General features: G+C 42.3%; 14 protein-coding genes. 4 read left to right on the forward strand and 10 right to left on the reverse strand.

Annotated features, from left to right (window positions below; genetic code table 11):
• Nucleotides 1-11: 11 nt before the first annotated feature.
• From C9J48_RS12715 to C9J48_RS12760, 10 genes are all read right to left on the reverse strand, one after another.
• The gene (locus tag C9J48_RS12715) at nt 12-2108 is read right to left on the reverse strand and encodes an ABC transporter permease (RefSeq protein ID WP_006230469.1); all 2097 of its coding nucleotides are present in this window, start codon (nt 2106-2108) and stop codon (nt 12-14) included.
• A 137-nt stretch (nt 2109-2245) separates the two neighbouring features.
• The gene (locus tag C9J48_RS12720; RefSeq protein ID WP_006230468.1) at nt 2246-3280 is read right to left on the reverse strand and encodes an ABC transporter substrate-binding protein; all 1035 of its coding nucleotides are present in this window, start codon (nt 3278-3280) and stop codon (nt 2246-2248) included.
• Nucleotides 3281-3724: 444 nt separating this feature from the next.
• Entirely contained in the window at nt 3725-5050 is a 1326-nt protein-coding gene (locus C9J48_RS12725) for an MFS transporter (RefSeq protein WP_006230467.1), read from the reverse strand.
• 100 nt (nt 5051-5150) lie between these two features.
• Complete coding sequence (locus C9J48_RS12730; protein WP_006230466.1) at nt 5151-6764, reverse strand: MASE1 domain-containing sensor histidine kinase; 1614 nt, start codon at nt 6762-6764, stop codon at nt 5151-5153.
• The gene (locus C9J48_RS12735) at nt 6761-7387 is read right to left on the reverse strand and encodes a response regulator (RefSeq protein ID WP_006230465.1); all 627 of its coding nucleotides are present in this window, start codon (nt 7385-7387) and stop codon (nt 6761-6763) included. Before C9J48_RS12735 ends, C9J48_RS12730 begins: the two co-directional genes overlap by 4 nt.
• A 203-nt stretch (nt 7388-7590) precedes the next feature.
• Entirely contained in the window at nt 7591-8823 is a 1233-nt protein-coding gene (locus tag C9J48_RS12740) for an ammonium transporter (RefSeq protein ID WP_181320813.1), read from the reverse strand.
• A 401-nt stretch (nt 8824-9224) separates the two neighbouring features.
• Nucleotides 9225-11372: a c-type cytochrome gene (locus C9J48_RS12745; RefSeq protein ID WP_006230462.1), complete on the reverse strand. Its 2148-nt coding sequence runs from the start codon at nt 11370-11372 to the stop codon at nt 9225-9227.
• Between the two features lie 2 nt (nt 11373-11374).
• Nucleotides 11375-11989, reverse strand: coding sequence for a cbb3-type cytochrome c oxidase subunit II (locus C9J48_RS12750; RefSeq protein WP_181320817.1), 615 nt, complete (start codon nt 11987-11989; stop codon nt 11375-11377).
• 2 nt (nt 11990-11991) lie between these two features.
• The gene (ccoN, locus tag C9J48_RS12755) at nt 11992-13404 is read right to left on the reverse strand and encodes a cytochrome-c oxidase, cbb3-type subunit I (RefSeq protein ID WP_006230460.1); all 1413 of its coding nucleotides are present in this window, start codon (nt 13402-13404) and stop codon (nt 11992-11994) included.
• Between the two features lie 5 nt (nt 13405-13409).
• Entirely contained in the window at nt 13410-13748 is a 339-nt protein-coding gene (locus tag C9J48_RS12760; protein WP_006230459.1) for a c-type cytochrome, read from the reverse strand.
• 450 nt (nt 13749-14198) lie between these two features.
• Between C9J48_RS12760 and C9J48_RS12765 the strand changes: the two genes are divergently transcribed.
• Genes C9J48_RS12765 through C9J48_RS12780 form a run of 4 tightly spaced genes read left to right on the forward strand, consistent with a single transcriptional unit; the run spans nt 14199 to nt 19900 of the window.
• Nucleotides 14199-17051 (forward strand): xanthine dehydrogenase family protein molybdopterin-binding subunit, encoded by a 2853-nt coding sequence (locus C9J48_RS12765; RefSeq protein ID WP_006230458.1) that lies wholly within the window; start codon nt 14199-14201, stop codon nt 17049-17051.
• Nucleotides 17048-17581 carry a (2Fe-2S)-binding protein gene (locus C9J48_RS12770; RefSeq protein ID WP_006230457.1) on the forward strand — a complete coding sequence of 178 codons (534 nt, stop codon included), beginning with the start codon at nt 17048-17050 and terminating at the stop codon, nt 17579-17581. The genes C9J48_RS12765 and C9J48_RS12770 overlap by 4 nt, the downstream gene beginning before the upstream one ends.
• 53 nt (nt 17582-17634) lie before the next feature.
• Nucleotides 17635-18912: a cytochrome c gene (locus C9J48_RS12775; RefSeq protein WP_036803169.1), complete on the forward strand. Its 1278-nt coding sequence runs from the start codon at nt 17635-17637 to the stop codon at nt 18910-18912.
• Nucleotides 18899-19900 (forward strand): XdhC family protein, encoded by a 1002-nt coding sequence (locus C9J48_RS12780; RefSeq protein WP_006230455.1) that lies wholly within the window; start codon nt 18899-18901, stop codon nt 19898-19900. The genes C9J48_RS12775 and C9J48_RS12780 overlap by 14 nt, the downstream gene beginning before the upstream one ends.
• Nucleotides 19901-20176 lie beyond the last annotated feature (276 nt).

Below are 20176 nucleotides of genomic sequence, written 5' to 3' on the forward strand. Positions count from 1 at the left end.
ATCTCCAATCGTTAGTCTTGGTTGTTGGCTTTTGAACGGGATACGCGGGCTTCACCCACAAGGGAGTCAAAGATTAATATAATGGCTAGCATGACGAAAATCAGTACTGAACCATAAGCGATGGCAATGCCGTATTCACCATCTTCAACGCGGTTTAAGATATACGATGTTGCTACGCGGGTTTCTGGTGTAACCAAGAATATGATGGCACTTACCGTGGTCATTGCGCGCACAAAGCTGTAGATCAATGTTGATAAAATAGCCGGACGCAATAGTGGAATTAAAATATGGGTAATCGTTTTAAATGAATTAGCACGCAAGCTCAGTGATGCTTCGTCAAGTGATTTATCTAATTGCCCTAAACCTGCAATACCCGCACGAATGCCTACTGGAATGTTGCGCATCACCATCGAAATTACGACGATGACAGCGGTTCCTGTTAAATAAATTGGCGCATCGTTAAACGCTAGAATGTAAGAAACACCAGCTACCGTACCCGGTACCGCGAAACAAAGCATAGTGGCGAACTCAATCACTTTTTTGCCATGAAATTGCTGGCGCACTACGATGTAAGCAATTAATAAGCCGAATAGGGCGGTCAATGGAGCTGCAACACCTGCATAGGTCATGGTGGTAAGCAATGATGGCCATGCTCCTTCGCTAAACCCCATACCAAATAGGTTGATGTAGTTGTCTAGCGTTAAGCTGTAATCAACTCCCCAGTTAACGGTAAAACTGCCGAAGACAATGCTGCCGTACAGTAAGATATTGAATGCCATCCAAAAATACAGTAAACCAGAAACGCCATATTTAAGCCCCGTTGGCAAGGGTTGTACATCACCACGGTAAGATTTTCCGGAAATGGTTACGTAAGAACGTTTACCAATCCAAATATACTGGATAACGAAAATAGCGAGAGAGAATATTAATAGTACCGCACCCAAAGTACTGGCAGATGCATAATCAAGCTGCGCACCAGCAATGTAAAAATATATCTGAGTGGCTAATACATCGAAGCTTCCTCCGAGTACGAGCGGGTTACTGAAATCAGCTAGCGATTGCACAAAAATAATGAGAAATGAGTTAGCCAGCGCAGGTTTAAGTAATGGCATTACAATTTGAAAGAATGTTTGATATCGGTTTGCACGAAGAGTGTATGAAGCCTCTTCTAAGGACGGAGAAAGCGATTTCATTGCACCATCAAGGATCATGAAAGACATTGGTGAAAAGGCTAAAACTTGTGCCATCCAAATCCCAGTGAAGCCATATAACCAGTTCGTGTGTTGTAAGCCAAACCAATCAACCATGAGCTCAGTAATATACCCAGAGCGTCCTAGCATTAACGTAACACCAAGGCCGACAACAAAAGGTGGCGTAACAATGGGTAATATTGAGAAAACACGTGCGATAAAGGCAGAACGCTTAGCGATTCTGGTGGTATAAATGGCGAATACAAGACCAAAAATAGTCGCGACAACGCCTACTGAGGTACCCAACATGATGGAATTTAAAACGATCTGAATAATTTGTGAGCGACCTAAAATCTCAACAAATTGCCACATCACGAAGTTACCCATGTCATCTTGAAACATAGGTACAAAGATGGCGATACTTGGATATATAATAAAGATACTGATTAGTGAAACAATGCTAACCAATGCACCTATAACAAAAATATCACCGCCGAGATATTCCAGTCGAGCTAAAGCCAGTGTTATTACACAACCTAGGCTGATGAATAAGACGATAGTGGCATAGCCTAAGCCTTGTTCGGTGTACCAAGATGACAACAACGTAAATAACACACAGAAACCAGCATAGCTGATATCAAATTGGTGGCGTTTTTTTGCGTATTTGTCTTGTGCCTGAAAAGGGCGGACCAACAGTACTAAAGGCATGGCAAACCATAGCCATGAAATGTTCATTCCACTCCAACCCATCGCCTCTTTAAATTCTTGAGACGTCGATTCGAATACACCGTAATCGAGGGAAAAAGAGGGCAATAACACAAAGGCTCCGATCAAAGCGATGATCCAATAAAAAATGGGATCGCGTTGCTCTGAACTTTGAAGCTGCCTTAAGTCTGATTCAGCTGCTAAGTTATTCATTGTTAATTACCAAAATCGAGTTGTTTAATTAATGTGTTCATTAACATTGAGGTGTAAAAAGCCCCAAGAAAAATCTCGTTATATTGAATCTTGGAAAAGTGAGCAGCACTCAGTACTGCTCAAATGTTACGGGGGAATTATTCGCCCATTTTAACGATGTTTACCCACTTGTTGATCAGGCGTTTACGTTCGGTAGACGAACCATAGGTTTCCATGTCGTAGTCAATAAGAGACAAAGCTTTTAGATCGAGCGCATTGGGTGATTGAGTTGCTTGAGTATTGGTCAAAATTTGGAATGACTTGCCTTTTTGCCATGCTAGTTGTTGGCCATCTTTAGACAGTGCCCAGTCAACAAATAACTTAGCGTTATCAATATTGCGAGCACCTTTTAGTATGCTGATCCCGCCGATTTCGTAACCAGTGCCTTCACAAGGAGAGATAAGTTCTAATGGTGCACCTTTCGATTGCTCTAATGAGTAATCGTGTAAGAAACCGATACCAATTGCGATTTCACCTCGCGCAGCGTTGCGAGATGGAGTAACGCCAGATTTGGTGTACTGGGAGATATTGTTATCAAGATCTTTAAAGTATTTAAATGCTTTATCTTCATCCCATAATTGAATGAAGGTTGCCAGTGCTGTGTAGGCAGTACCTGAGCTTTGTGGATCGGCGATTTGGATTTCATCTCTGTATTCTGGCTTGGTTAAATCACTCCAGCAAAGTGGCACATCTAAGCCTTTTTCTTCTAAGCGTTTAGTGTTTACGCCAAAGCCTAAAATACCCATGTAAACGGCAGATGAGTAATTGCCTTTACGTTTGGCCGGATCTTTAAAGTTATCCATGATGAATTCAAGTTGTGGTGATTTATAGGCCTGTAGTAAGTCCATTTCACCCGCTTGAGATTGTGGATCTAATGTGCCGCCGTACCATACATCGGCACGAGGGTTTTTCTTTTCTGCTTCAATTTTCGCTAATGTACTGCCTGAACCATTGCGAATAAAAGATGTTTTCACGTCATATTTTTCAGAAAACGCCTTGGTTTCAGCTTCACACATGGCATTAGTAGCGCTGCAATATACAACTAACCGGCCTTCTGCCATTGCCGTTGGTACGGCAAATGCTGAGCCAATGATACAGGCCGCTAACAGACTATATTGGGTTCTAGCTTTCATTATTATGTCCTCTGTTTTTATTATAAATGCAGTGTCATAGAGCGATGGTAGGTGACACTGTGTTCTTATCGCATCCCGCGATAAATCTTTATACCCAAGCTACCTCAAGATGCAGGATTCAGAGTGATCTCAGCGTGTTTAATTCAAGGAAAATGTGTGTAGGAATGGCATTCCCTTTCAAACACATTTGACACAGAAGTAGATACGCTGAATCACTCCCGAAGGGCGAGTTTTGTTGGGCTCTATGCGGTGTTACTTATTTTCAACGTAGAACGACTAGGTCTATAAATAAGTGCCTTGCCTTGAGTCCAACAAATTCTCGCTGAAACGAGCATCTTGAGGTAACTTGGGTATATCATCCAACAGCCTATAGGCTATTAGGTAACTTTATTCAGAAGCTAGATAACGCTAGTTTAGTTTGCAAACATAAGGCGGTTGATCATACTAAGTAGCAGTAATTGAAGGCTGCTGTGCTTTAACAAAGGGCAATATCAGCAGGCCAATAGAGGCGGCTGAAAATGTAATTATGCTGAAGAAACCATCCCAACTAAATTGCTCGATAACCAATGATATTGGGTAGCTTGCAAGTGCGGCTCCTAAATATCCAAACAAGCCGACAAATCCAGTTGCTGTTCCAGCAACACTTTTGTGTGAGCATTCGGCAGCAGCCATTCCAATCATCATTTGTGGACCAAAAATAAAGAACCCAATGGAGAAAAAACAACAAGCCAAGACTGAAAAGTTATTCATAGGTGTAAGCCATAATGCGGCCACAGAAATGAAAATGCCCAATGCGAAAATTAAGTTCATAGGGGCACGATTACCATGAAAGAATCGATCTGAACCCCAGCCGCCAAACAATGAACCTAAAAATCCTCCGATTTCGAACATTGAAACGGCGGCATTGGCTGAAAATAAATCAAAACCATGACGTTCAATTAAGTAGAGATTTCCCCAATCATTAATTGCAATGCGTACCACATATACTAAAAAATACGAGCTACACAATAACCAGATATATTTGTTGCCAATGACATAGGTCTTCAATATTTGGCGGAAAGATAGCCCGCGGCCTTCTTGTTCTTGTAATAACTCTAATTCATCGTTTCGCCATTGCCCTACGGTTGGTAACCCCATGGTTGTAGGCTTATCTCGCATGCGAAAACACAGCACAATACCCACTAAAATTGCCAGAATACCGGGAATAATAAAGCCATATCGCCAACCCCAAGTCATGGCGGTAAAACCAATACCCAGCGGGACTAAAGCTCCCCCTAAATTGTGGCAAGTATTCCAAATTGACCACCAAAAACCACGCTCTGTACGGGAATACCATGTAGTGAGCAATTTGGCACAGGGGGGCCAACCCCAGCCTTGAAAAAAAGCATTCAATGTCCACAAAATGGCAAACATTGCCAGAGATGAACTTAAACCAAATGCAATATTGATGATTCCGGTGGCGATTAAGCCTAATCCCATGAAATAGCTTGGTTTAGACTGGTCGCTGACCATGCCAGAAACAAACTTTGATATGCCATACGTGATATAGAATAGGGTGCCGAGAAACCCTATGTCTGAATGCTCTAAGCCAAGATCAGCTAACATAGCTGGCATGGCAAAGTTGAGGCTTTTTCGGGTGAAATAAAACATGCCGTAACCGATATACATTGAAAACATTAAATGCAATCGCCAGTATTTGTACGTGGCGTCGATTTGTTGTTTATCGGTTATTATTCTTGTAGGTTGCTCTGATGTTAGGAAACCTATCATGGCGGCGCTATCTCCCTATTGCCTGAATGAATAGTACGGAAAGAATTACGATAAAGAATGAGACAGGTTTGTAAATGACTAGGAAAAATTCCTAGATTATTTAACTTGAGGTAATTTTTGTGGGCAAGTTAACAATAATTCGAGTGCCATTATTGGTGTCGAATATATTGTTAGCTTGATTAGTGTGGCTTTTATTTTGCCCAATGTAGAGGTCACCGCCGAGAGCACTAACCCGTTCTTCTATTCCTTTTAAACCTAGCCCTTTGCTACGCCAATTAGTTGGTAAGCCGCAGCCATTATCTCGTAATTCAAGACTGAAAATATCGCCGGGTACTAAGCTTAACTGTACCTCTGTGGCGTGTGAGTGCTTGGTGACGTTATTTAATAGTTCTTGCACAATGCGGTACAGGGTGACTGCCGTAATGTCATCGAGCTTGTTGGTGGCAATACCAATATTGATTTTGAAGTCGATCTGACGCTCAGCAAATTTCATTTCGTGCGCAAGCTGGCGTAATGCGCTTTCTAGTCCTAGCTCATCGAGAATATGGGGGCGTAATTGGGTTAACAGCTGTTTGGTTGTGCTGTGTATACGCATGGCTAAGGTATTGATTGTTTCTGCGGTATTTTTTGTATTCAGTTCTTGAGTTGTTCGGTCGACAAGCATGGCTTGGATCTGAATAGCCGTAATATTCTGACCAATTTCGTCGTGTAGTTCTCGTGCCACTGACTTCCTAATGTTTTCTTCAACTTGTACTAATTGGCAAGCGAGATATTGTTTGCTTGCAAGTTCATCAGCCAGATCTTTGTTCGCTTGTTGTAATTTTTGGGCTAACAGATATTGGCGGCTTATCGCAATTCCTAATCCAAGCCCGACTAAAGCTTGCGTTGTGATAAAAATTTGTAATTCTTGGTCGGTAGTAAATGAGCCTGAAACTTGACGAGCAGTCGTGAGCAAGATGCTGTTCATTACTGTGGCAAGAACGCCACCTTGCCAGCCATAGTGATAAGCCATAAAAATATTGGGTAGCAGAATGATCAATAACCCGAGAGGTTTCATTTGATCTAATAGTGTGAGTTCAGCAACTAGCCCAATACAGAAAAAAGCAATACTCCAGAGTAACGCCGAAGGACGAAGGGTGATTTCTTTATGTACTAATGTTGGGCTTAATGGAATCCAGATTTTATGATGGAGGTAATCATAAAGTAGATACAAGAACGGAGTCAGTAATACACCGCCAGTAATAGAGGCGATCATGCACGAAAAGGCATATTGAAGAGATAAATCTAATGGTTTCATTAACAATAGGATCATGGTGCCCATGATTACGCCATGTACTAAGACCAATAACACCAAGGCGAGTAATTTTTGCCAATAAGTTGTTAGTTTTCGCCAATGATGAGTAAACAGAATCGCAAGGAAATAACTAAAGAATGGACACAATAATAATAATATGTCTTGAGGGTGGTGGTTGAAGATAGACAGTAGCCATGCAGAAATAAGACATTCACTGATGACAAATAATCGCCAATAGGGGCGAGCGGTTAATACGAATACCGCGAGCCTTAATCCGGTGGGAAGAAATAACCCTGCAAGTAATAAATCAGCAGAGAGGTAGCTGCTGATACTCCACAAGCAAAACCAACTGATGCTATAGATAATAAAGCTAAAGGAATACGAAAAATAACGATGACTAAGGTGCTCTGCTTGATTCATTCGGCGAGTAATTTATGTTGAAGTGCAAAACGAATAAGATCGACGTTATTAGACAGCCCCAGTTTACTGAGAATATTAGCGCGATGAACATGAATGGTTTTATAGCTAATAGAAAGTATGATACCGGCCTCTTTAACATCTTTACCCTGAATGAGATGAGTAAAGACCTCGTATTCACGTTTGGTTAATGCATCTAAGGCCTTGGGTGCGGTAGGTGCATTGCTTAGGTTAAACAAGGCATCGGCACAGAGATAACGATCACCATTGGCGACAGTACGTATGGCCGTCACTAATTCTACGGGACCACACCGTTTAGATAAATACCCACATGCACCTGCTTCAATTGCCTTACTTACAAAAGATGCTGAATCATAAATGCTAAGAATGATGGCTCTAAAGTTAGGATGTTTCGCGCGCAGTTTTTCTAAAAGGATTAAGCCACTTTCATCGGGCATTGAGATATCAATAACCGCAACATCAATATCAGATACTGATAATGCGGTATAGGCTTCACTTGCACGACCATATTCACCCCTTACTTCAATATCAGATTCGACATTAAGCAACTGAGCAAAACCGGAACGCACCATGAGGTGGTCATCAACTAAGGCTACTGTAATCATTATGGCATCCTAATTATATAGAATACATCGTCGCAAAAGTGAAACAGGCATACAATTTGGAGTAGGGTTAGATGTGATGGTAGTCGCGAAATAGTGCTACAGCGTACAATAAATAAAGCCACACGCTGCATGTGGCTTATGGGTGATTTATATTTTCTGTTTATATTTTCTGTTTATATGGCTTTTAGCCGTTGTTCAGGGTTTTAATCGTCGCTAACAGAACCGATTTTGTGAATCGCTAAATCAGCACCTTTGTATTCATCTTCGTCAGTTAAGCGTAAGCCAACCGTTTTCTTGATGATACCGTAAACAATGAAAGCGCCGATAACCGCAACAGCAATACCAGCTAGGGTACCAATAACTTGGCTTGCTAAACTCACACCACCTAAACCACCGAATGCTTCACTACCAAAAATACCTGCAGCAATACCGCCCCATGCACCACACACACCATGAAGTGGCCATACACCTAGTACATCATCAAGATGAAGACGGTTTTGAATATAGGTAAATAGCCATACGAAAAGTGCACCGGCAATAGCCCCTGTCACTAAGGCGCCAATGGGGTGCATGAGATCAGAACCCGCACATACAGCAACCAGACCAGCTAAAGGACCATTGTGAATGAAACCTGGGTCATTTTTTCCAACAAAAAGGGATGTAAGAATACCGCCAACCATCGCCATCAACGTATTTACTGCAACAAGGCCACTAATACTGCCCATTGTTTGTGCCGACATAACATTAAAACCGAACCAACCAATGGTTAAAATCCAAGCCCCTAAGGCAAGAAACGGAATATTAGATGGGGCAAAGGCAATTAAACGTCCACCACGGTAGCGACCATTTCGAATGCCCAACATGGCAACGGCAATCAGGGCTATCCAACCACCAACAGCGTGAACAACGACTGATCCCGCAAAGTCATGGAACCCAAAACCAAATGTTTCGGTTAACCAATTTTGGACGCCATAATTACCATTCCACATGATGCCTTCGAAAAATGGGTAGACAAAAGCCACGATAAAAAAGGATGCAACCAGCATAGGGTAGAAGCGCGCCCGTTCTGCTACCCCACCAGAAATGATGGCGGGAATGGCTGCTGCAAACGTCATTAAGAAGAAAAACTTCACTAATTCGTAGCCATTAATCGCACTTAACTGCTCAGCACTTGAGAAGAAAGTGACGTCGTATGCGACCCAGTAACCAATAAAGAAATAAGCAATCGCAGAAAATCCAAAATCAGCAATGATTTTGACTAAAGCATTCACTTGGTTTTTTTGTCTAACAGTGCCGACTTCAAGAAAGGCAAACCCTGCGTGCATGGCAAGTACCATGATCGCACCTAATAGAATAAACAAAGTGTCAGAACTTTGAACCAGTGTTTCTACAGCATGACTAATATTGTCCACAAACGTCACCACATCCTTGTACATTAATATTGTGTTTGGGTATTTCTATTTGTTATATGCATGAAATATGCTAATTGCGTATTAAGCATATTTTATGCCAGTATGAACCATAATGGGGTGTCATATTGGTGCATACACATATTGATAGTGGTAACTGTTTGTTTTTGAAAAGACTGTGATTGTTTATAGCGCACGTAATTCGTGCATTAGAAATAAAGAGAAGGGTGTTTTTAAAATATACCGCTTAATATGCAACACTGCTTTTCGTTCCATATTGGTGCGGTGAATAATGAGTATGCACTTAATTAGTGCAGATGCTTAGAGAGAGTTGATTTACTTATTATGGATTTAAAAGCCCTTGCAGTGATGCAAGGGCGATTTATTGTAAGTAATCAACCAATGGGACGTAATATTCAAATTGTTCATTAATCTACATCGATATTCCGATCACGTTTATCGTACATATCAGGTGTTGTGTGGAAGTTACCTGCATAACCCGCTTTTTGGAGCTTCTCACGCACATCTTTCACATTATTACCTGTAATAGGTACTGTGCGATCGCCCAAATATTGACGAATAAAGGAGATCAAATCAGATAACTGAGCGTCAGTTAATATATTCTGAAAGCTTACCATAGGCATGAAGTTTCTCTCTTCGCTGAGGTAACTCGGTTCCAAACCACGAATGGTTACTGCAATCGTGTTATACGGATCACTGTGCATAATAATACCGTTGTTAAGCAACGTTGGCGCAATAGGATCGCGTCCTTTTCCGTCTTCGCCATGACATACACCACAGGTGGTTTTAAAGAGCGTGTACATGTCTGATTGCTTGGCTAGGTCTGTGAACCCGGTTGGCTGCAATTGCTGAGTGTCAGGTGGAATACGGTTGTTGTCGTCACCGGTCAATAAATAGGTTGCCATGGCTTCTACATCGTTACGAGTCATGAAGCTGGTACTATTTTTTACTACGTCAGCCATGCCCCCAAATGCAGATCCTTTGTCGGAGTGGCCCGTGTGCAAAAAGTCGGTCAGCGATTTGACGTCCCAACGATCCTGATATAGTTCTTGTGATGAAATATTGGGGGCATTCCAGCCATCAATTAAGTTACCTTGAAAGATTTTGTCGGCTTCTAGTGCTTGGGCAATATTACGTGGTGTGTGACATTCTGAACAGTGCCCAAGCCCCATCACCAAGTATTTACCGCGAGACCAGATTTCGGTTTCTTCTACCGTGGGGGCATCGCTGGTCAAATCGAGTGGGGAAGTATCCATAAAGGCGATATTCCAGCCTAATAATCCTAGGCGAATGTTTGATGGAAAGATCATGCTGTTATCGTCGTTACGGCGTGAGACTGCGGTAATGGATTGCAGGTAGTCCCACATCGCCAATACATCATCTTCGGTGACGTATTGGTAAGATGTATAAGGCATCGCAGGGTAGAGGTAACCGTGTTTGCCTTTTCCGTCATAGAGGGCTGCTTTGAAATCCTCATAACTGTAATCGCCAATTCCTTCTGTAACATGCGGAGTTATATTCGTGGAATATACAGTACCGAACGGTGTTACGAATGGTAGGCCGCCAGCAAATGATTCACCCCCTTCAGCACTGTGACAGGCAACGCAGTCACCGGCATAAGCGAGGTATTCACCTTTCGTGATGGTATCTACAGGGATGGCTGCGATCTTGGCATTATGTGCAATACGTTGCTCTGTAATGTACGCCCCTAATGCCAAAATTTCGTTGTTACTGAGCTGCCCTTCAAACGCTGGCATTACGTTATTTAAGCCATTATTAATTGTGTGCTGAATTTCCTCAATGCTACCACCGTGAACCCAAGTGCTATCAGATAAGTTAGGTGCGCCAATCACTTGGTTTCCTTTTGCATCGGCACCATGACACGCTGAACAATTTTTCAAAAATGCGTTCTTACCCAGATCGATCTTCACCGATGGCGCATTAAGCGGACGTTGTTGCAGCGATGCGAGATAGTAAGACATATTTTGAATATCTTCTTTCGGTAAGATCGCTTTCCAACCCGCCATTGCCCCGTTTCTGCCTTGCTTAATTGAATGTAAAATGGCCTCGTCAGTACCACCATATAACCAGACATCATCCACGACATTAGGGAAATGTTTCTGACCTTGTCCATTGGCACGGTGACACGCTGCACAGTGAGTTTGAAACAGTGCTTTGCCTGATGCTGTAATGGCTGGTTCTGCCGCTAAAGCGTTTAATGTTGGTGAGGTTATACTAGCAATTTGCTCATCGAGAGATACGTTATGCTCTCGTGGTGTGTCATCACTCTGCTGCCAGCCGAGTAGACCTTGCCAATTACCCAACCCTGGATACAAGATTAAAAACAGGATTGAGCAAGAAAAAGCAACAAGATAAGCAATGAACATAATGCGAGGTGGTGGACCGTCATTTTCATCAATATTATCGAAAGAGTCGACCGTTTTATTTTCATCGGCAAGGTGGTTAGTTTTCCAATACTTAACCACGACCAATATCATAAATACTAAGAAAATAACGGTAAGGGTTATTACCCATACATTCCAGAATCCAGTCATGATTATTGCTCCTGATCGTGCATGGTATCAATACCCAAACTCTGCAGGTAACGAATTAATGCTTCACCCTGAGTTTTGCCCACGACCTGAAGGCGCGCACCGTCAATATCACCGTCGCTGTAAGGCACTCCTAGTGTTCGCAGTGCCTGCATTTTGCTAGTGATATCATCACCATCGAGCACCTGTTCAAACAACCAAGGGTAAGAGGGCATGAGTGATGTTGGTATAACATTACGCGGATTGATAAGGTGAATTTGGTGCCATTGATCAGAATATTTCCGTCCGATGTTAGTCAGATCTGGCCCTGTGCGTTTTGAACCCCAAAGGTTTGGAAATTCGTAGATGTCATCGGCCTCTTTGTTGGCACGGCCATTGCGTAATATTTCTGCTTCGAGCGGTCGCACCATTTGAGTGTGACAGACATGACAACCTTCACTGATATAGATATCTCGTCCAGCCAGTTCAATGGCCGTGAATGGTTTAGCCTTCGACATTTTAACGAGCTCTGGTGCCATGAAAATATTGGGCACTACCCATACCAGTACTGAAAAGGCTGCAACCATAGTGGTTGATAGGATCAGGATGAAGACGGATTGAGTAAAATCTTTACTGAACACCATTATTTACCCTCCATAGCCACAGTAGACGTCGCCTTGGATGACACGGTTTTATAGAGATTGAATACCATCATCAGTAAGCCTAAAACAAAGAATACGCCGCCTAAGAAGCGAACGAACAACCATGGTGCTTTGAAATCCATGGCTTCGACAAAGCTGTAAGCCAGCGATCCGTTTTCTAATTGGGTAAGCCACATATAACCTTCGCCAATACCTGCAACCCATAGAGCAACGGCATAGAGTGCGACGCCAATGTGGGCAAACCAGAAATGCCATTTCAATAAACGATTTGACCAGAGTTCTTCTTTGCCCCACAAACGCGGAATAAAGTAGTAGAACACCGCAATGGCGGACATACCAACCCAGCCAAGTGCACCGGAATGCACGTGTCCGATGATCCACTCTGTGTTGTGAGCCACCATATTAAACCAGCGAATGGCGAGTAATGGCCCTTCAAATGTTGCTAAGCAGTAGTAAAGAATAGCTGAAAAGAAGAACAGCATAATGTAGTCTTTTTTCAACTTTTCTTTGTTAGAAAGCAAGGTCATCGCGCTATTAAAAGCGCCACCCCATGACGGGATCCACAAGATCAGCGACATGACGATGCCAATATTTTGCACCCAAACAGGTACGGACGAATAAATAAGATGGTGTGTGCCCGCCCAAGTGTAGAAGCCGACTAATCCCCAAAAGTGAATGACAGATAAACGGTATGAGTAGATAGGGCGTTCAGATACTTTAGGAATGAAATAGTAGTTCATTCCGATCACGCCTGCTGTTAGCAAAAAGCCAACTGCGTTGTGTCCCCACCACCATTGCACGATAGCATCTTGTGCGCCTGCATAGATGGAATAGGATTTCCACATTGAGATAGGAAGAGCCAAATTGTTGATGATAAAGATCATCGCGATCACGATGATAAATGCCCCGAAGAACCAATTAGCTACAAATATATGACTGACTTTTCTAATGGCAATAGTGCCAAAAAATAATACTGCGTACAGCACCCAAACAAGCACAATCATAATATCGATAGGCCATTCGAGCTCTGCGTATTCTTTGCTGGTGGTATAGCCTAACGGTAAAGTAATTAAAGCGAGTATTAATATTAATTGCCAGCCCCAGAATACCATCCAAGAGAGGCTTTTATTGAATAAAGGGACTTGACTGGTACGCTGAACAATATAAAGCGATGTACCCATTAATATATTTACAACAAAACCAAATATTACGCCAGAAGTATGAAGGGGACGTAAACGACCAAATTGAAAATACTGAGAGTCGAAATTAAGTTGAGGCCAATAAAGCTGCGCCGCCAAAATAACACCGATTGTCATTCCTGCGATTGCCCATATGACGGCAGCAACGACAAAATAGCGAACGACTTTTATATCGTAATCCCTAGCGATGTCCATCAAACTTACTCCGTTTTACTGTGCGATTCTGACCCAAGCGTTGAGTAGTAATGTGCGATGTCTTTCATGTCTTGATCGGTGAGAGCATCGGCTTGTTGTTGCATTAAAATCGCTAGTCCGCTAGTTCGTTCACGAGATTTATAATCTTTAAGTGCCGATATGAGGTAAGACGCACGCTGTCCGCGTAAATTTGGATATGGGTCGATTGTGGCAATGCCATCGACACCATGACACGTCATACAGACTTTTGCTTTCTGTTTCCCTATTTCGAACTGGTTGAATTCTTCAGCAAAGAGAGCATTGCTAAATAAGAGGATGCAGCTGGAGATTAACCATTTCTTCATCGTTATAACCTAAATAGAATTACTTTAATAAAATTAGCCTATAAATGTTTTTTTGATAGTAAAAATCGGCATGTTAATTAATCGATATTTTTATTCCTTGTCAGGGAAGTAAATGAAAGAAGGGTAGTGTGCCTATATCTTTGGTAATTAACACTTAATTAAAGTATGGCTATTTAGTGCTGGTTAAATAAAATAATTTTGGTTTTTTGTTATTATTTCATTGTAAACAATTACTTGTTTGATTTTATTTTTTATGGTTGTTATGAACGTTACGTATTTACTTTCTGTTACGCTCAGTACTATTTAATTGTTGATTGTAAAAATAAAAATAATCACTTAACCAAAAGTGAAAATATTGAAAACTGTTATATGCTTTAAATTAAATAAATGCCTTTCCAGTTGATAATAGTTCTCATTAGTTGGCCTTTCTTTAATTGTTAAGGAAGAAATATGACAGGGTCTACACTTTCTCGCCGATCTTTTATTAAGCAGTGTGTTATTGGAGGTGTCGCTGTTTACAGCGCACCGTTATTGATGAATATGAATAACGCACAAGCCGCAGCGATCTCTCCTGAATTGTTAAAGCAATGGAAAGGAAATAATAAGCCGAATTTTCGTTTAGATGGGATCGCGAAAGTAACGGGAGAGAAAATTTACGGACGAGATTACCGTGCCATTGATATCCCTGATTGGCCAGATGCACAAACACACGCGTATGTGTTGCGTGTAAATAAAGCGGATCGTGTATTCACGGGGATTGATTTAACCTGGCTGCCTGAAAATATGCAGCCGAATAACGTAATTACAGCCAACATGCTAGCGGCAGACAGCGTTGAATTACCTGCATTTTATGGCGACAAGATGTTGTTAGCAGAAGGAGACACACCAGATTACCTTGGTCACCCTGTTGCACTTTTGTTATTTGATGATTTTACGTCATTCAAACGCGCTAAAGTTCGATTACAGTTTAGTGAAAAAGCAATAAAATACGGTGAGATAGTACCTCTTACATCACTTAGCAAAGATCCTTACTCGGCATGGCGTATTATTCGTACCGAAGGTGAAGATGGTGCGACGGGAAAAGACAAATACAGTACGTTACAAGATGGCCTGTTCTTTGCGAATTATGATAACCATAAACCTGTTTGGCCGACGCACCCTGATGAAACCGGTGATGCTGGGGCACGTGGCATGTTTTATGCCCAGCAGATGTCGACGCTACTGGATAAGCAGCAAGAAGATAAAACCTGGTTTATGCTGGATAAAACCTATCAAACTCAGTCTGTTGAACCCATGATGATGGAGCCAGAATGTTTTAATGGCTGGTTTGATAGCACGAATAATACATTGCATGTTGTGATTACATGTCAGTCGCCACAAGATTTTTATTCTCAAGCTGGTGAAATGTTAGCGCATAGCCCGTTAGCAGGAAAAATAGAAAATCTGGTTGTACATTCCCCTTTCATTGGTGGTGGTTTCGGCGCGAAAGATCACTCAGTCTTCCCGTATTACGGTTTGCTCGCAGCGATGTATTCGGACAAACCAGTACGGTTGGCGAATGATCGGTTTGAGCAATTCCAAGCAGGATTGAAACGCCATCCTTTCACTATGCATAACCGTTTAGCTATCGATAAAGAAACCCTCAAATTTAAGGCTGTCGTATCTGATATGACGTTAGACGGTGGTGGCCGTAAAAACTTCACAGATTCTGTCACTATGGTTGGTGCCAGTGCGCTCCAAAGTATTTATTACCTTCCTCAAAACGATATTACCGCCGTTGCTTACCCTTCACAGACTCCTGATTGTGGCTCGATGCGTGGGTACGGTACTTTGCAGTCGATGGCCGCGATGGAAATGATGGTGAATGAATCGGCTGAATTGCTAGACGTTGATCCATTTCAGTTGCGGCTTACCAATTTAATGGAACCTGGCTACCGCAACACTCAAGGTGCAATTCCAAATGGTACAGCGCGATATCGTGAAATGTTAGAACTTGCTCAGCAGCATGATATTTGGGTAAACCGAGTGACAAATAAAGCCAAATTTGAAACTGACAACCCAGGTCGTCGATATGGGGTTGGCTATGGTATTGCGACCAAGGATTACGGTAACGGTGCGCAAGCGCCTTCAGCGTATGTATCGGTGGCGAATGATGGAAGTATTGTTGTACGTGTTTCTTCTATGGAAATGGGAACAGGCACTCAAACTGCACAAGGCATGCTGATAAGTCGATATCTCGGCAATATGGCCGATGATGTGTCGTTGGCAGAAATTCAGTTGTGGGATGCAATGCAACTGAAAGAAACAGATTCACCGTACTTGATCTCGCAAGAGCGGCAAAATGCAATGGCGAAAGACCCGCGTTGGACGCCTGTTGCGGGCATGGCTTCATCAGCGTCACAATCGGCGTATTATCAAAGTCATGCAACAGAAAATGCAGCGCGAGTAATTTTTGAACATGGCTTATGGCCTGCCGCGGTTGCGATCTGGAAAAAGCATTATTTTAATGGCGAGTATGCCGTGGCTGATTTTGGTGATATCGGCAATGCTCGTTGGGTTGACGGTAAATTGACTGCCAGTGGCTACCCCCCATTACCGCTAGAAATCGTGGCGAAGCAAGCGCACATGATGGGCTTAGTAACGGGTGTAATGGTGCATGGCTTTAATCGGTGGGCATGGACAGAAGCTGAATTTGATGTAGAAGGGCTGCGCCAAAAACTTGCAATAGATGCAATGGCTTTGCAATACGGAGAAGGGGCGTCGTTAGAGAAACAAGCTTTAATGGCTGGTGATGGGTTTCATTTGTTAGATCGGGTGTCTGTGAATTACCCACTCACATCGCTCAATAACGCGATGGTGACCTATTATGCGCCCTGTGGCACCTTGGCTGAAATTGCCATTCATGAAGGCAGTGGTGAAGTGGAAGTACTGCGTACGCACACGTGGTTAGAGTGTGGACGAGTGCTCGTCGAAAAGTTGGTGGAAGGGCAGATTGAAGGTGGCTTAGTGATGGGGCTTGGTCATGCTCTGCATGAATATTTACCGTCTGATGCTGAAGGGGCAGGTAACGGTACGTGGAACCTCAACCGCTACCAAGTACCTTTAGCTAAACATGTTGGTGTATGGAACCTTACTCATACAATTCTCCCTCCGTTATCAGATACAGATCCCAGTAAAGGCATTGCTGAAGTCGTGATGATTCCAATTGTTCCTGCGTTAGTTGAAGCGATATATCAAGCATCAGGTGCTCGTTTCTACCATCTTCCAATTACTGCAAAAGAGATTAAGAAGGCATTAGTATGACGACGATTAAAATGACGGTAAACAATCAGTCTGTCGGTCCGGTTGATGTCTCACCCGAGCTAATGATGATTGAATTTCTTCATGAGCATCTGAATCTAACAGGAACGAAATTTGGCTGTGGTGCTGGGGTGTGTCATGCGTGCACAGTGATTGTAGATAAAGAGGATGGTACCAGTGAAGTTGTGCGAAGTTGCATTAATGGTGTTGAGCGTTTCAATGGAAAAGCGATTCGTACTGTTGAAGGGCATGCAACCAAGAATCAACAAGGACAAATTGAGGCTCTCAGTAATGTGCAAGAAGCCTTTATTGAACATTTTTCATTTCAATGTGGTTGGTGCACGCCGGGCTTTGTAAATGAAACGACTGTTTTGTTAGAAAAGTTAAAAAAGCAGCCAGTTTCGGTAGATGAAGTTGATAACGTAATAGCGAAAGCCTTGGGCGATCATATTTGTCGTTGTACTGGTTATGTAAAGTATTACCAAGCAGTTAAAGATCTTATTCTGACCACAGAAGGATTGACCCTATCATGAAAATGTTATGTTCATCCTCGAGACTTTCTTCGGTATTTATCAAGCTTAATAACATGGGTAGGCTAACGGTATTAATAGCTGCAGTTGTGATGAATATGATTGTTATCGAACGCGTGATAGCGTCTGAAGAGAACACATCGTCAACGACCCAGAAAGCCGACAAAGATATGATAGAGAAGGGCGCATATCTAGCCAAAATGGGAGACTGTGTAGCTTGTCATACTATTTCTGATGGACAAGAGTTTGGTGGTGGGCTCGCGTTTATCACACCATTTGGCACAATGTATTCCACGAATATTAGTTCAGATAAAGATCATGGAATTGGTCATTACAGTTACGAAGATTTTTATGCAGCATTGCATGATGGTATCGCACCAAAAGGAAACCTGTATCCGGCGATGCCTTACACTTCTTATCGCTTATTAACCGATGATGATACCCGTGCGTTGTATGCCTTTTTCATGAATACCAAACCTGTACAACAAAAGAATAAAGACAATGATGTGGGTTTCCCATTTAATATTCGTATGGGATTAAAGGGATGGAACCTGCTTAATCTTGAAAGTGGAATATTCCAACCTGTACCAGACAAAAGTGAGGCGTGGAACAAGGGAAACTATATTGTGAATGCCTTGGGTCATTGTGGAGAATGCCACACGCCGCGGGGTACTTTATTCGCGATGGATGAGTCTAAGCAATTTGAGGGAGCAATGATAGAAGGTTATGAAGCCTCGAATATTACGCCAACAGAGTTGAACCGACAAGCCTGGACAGCCATGGATCTAGAGCAATTGTTACGGACAGGATATTCTCGAAAAGGTACTGTTTTTGGTGGTATGTACCCAGTGGTATATCACAGTTTGAGTCATTTAACGGCAGAGGATATGGCGGCGGTTACTACCTATTTACTAGATACCGATTCGGCAGTAAACGAGGTTGTCGAACCAGCAGCATTAACCTTTAATGGGCACGATGAAGCAGCTCCAGGATATGGTTTATACAATGCCTACTGTGCAGGATGTCATGGTGTTGATGGAGAAGGAAAACCGAATATTTCACCAGCGATGGCGGGTAATTCTACTCTGGATCAAGCCGAACCCATTAATACTGTTGCTGTCTTACTAAATGGCGTAGGCGATCAGCGATACAGCCAAACGCAGAGTTTTTATGCCATGCCAGGCTACCGTAATGAGATGGATAAACAGCAACTGACAGACTTAATCAATTATTTGCAAAAAACGTGGACGACCCAGAAAGGTGAATTAACTCAAGAAAAGATCAATATGATCATTTCTAAAGTGGAGGATAGTTTGCCAGATGCAGCTCACTGATCATTACGTACTACAACAAGTATTTGCATGGTTGAAAGATAATCAACCTGTTTGGTTATGTACCATTGTCGCTACATATGGTTCTGCGCCACGTCCTATTGGTTCACTGTTTGCGACTAATGGCCATGATCGTATTGGCTCTATCTCGGGGGGCTGTTTAGAAGAATCTTTTGTCGCAATGCTAAAAGAGGAGGGATCTGTATTTAACGAAGCTGCTAGTTTGTTTAGTTATGGAAATCATATTACCGACCAAGGTTCAGTATTGGAATTACCTTGTGGCGGTACGATTACGTTACTGATTGAGCGTTTACAGCCTGACCAAGTAACATTGCACCAGTACGCACAATGGGTAGAGTTGGCGGAATATAAAAAGCCGTTTCAGCGTCAGGTCTGTTTACGTACAGGGCAAGTAACCTTGCAAACTGATATTGATTTTTTGTCATTACAGCCATCGAAAATGGGTACAGGGGCGAGTGTGTCAGACGTCTCGGTGACGCTATATTACTCTCATGTATGGCAGCTATTAATTTTGGGGATCAGTCAGGTTAGCTATCACGTGGCTCAGTTGGGTCTTATGGCGGGGTATGAGGTGAAAATCTGCGATATGCGTGAAGAGCTGAAAGATGCTTGGCATTTTGCCGCGAAACAAGGCGGTGTGGATATAACTTGGTTATCGCCAGACTTATTTGTCGATCAATATTGTGACAAACAAACTGCTGTTTTAGCGTTAGCTCATGACCCTAGAATTGATGACCTCGGCTTAATGGGGGCTTTAGAATCATCAGCATTTTATATTGGAGCAATGGGTTCATTACGCACCAGTGAAAAGCGCGTTGAGCGTTTACACCGTATAGGAGAATATGACTACGATACTTTGGTTCGTTTACATGCGCCTATTGGATTAGATATTGGCAGCAAAACGCCAATGGAAATTGCCATCGCTATCATGGCAGATATTATTTCGCATAAAAATAAAGTATACATTTAAGAATAATAAATAATATTCACGTTCTATTAATTAATGTTACGTTTAATCTGTAGTTATTACTGAAAATTTGACATAAATGATATTTACTCTTCTGGCACAATAAATATACATCTCGGATGCATGTATTTTTAGTTTTTCATTGAAAACGCTCCCATGCGTGAGAATCATCACTTTTTTTATAAGCATTAGTTCTTATAATCGACCGTATGGACGGGTTTCTATGCTTTGATTGTAAATAACTATGTAAAATTGGCCGTTGGTACTGCTTTTTTAGTC

It is taken from the genome of Photobacterium profundum, assembly GCF_003026285.1.
Taxonomy (GTDB): domain Bacteria; phylum Pseudomonadota; class Gammaproteobacteria; order Enterobacterales; family Vibrionaceae; genus Photobacterium; species Photobacterium profundum.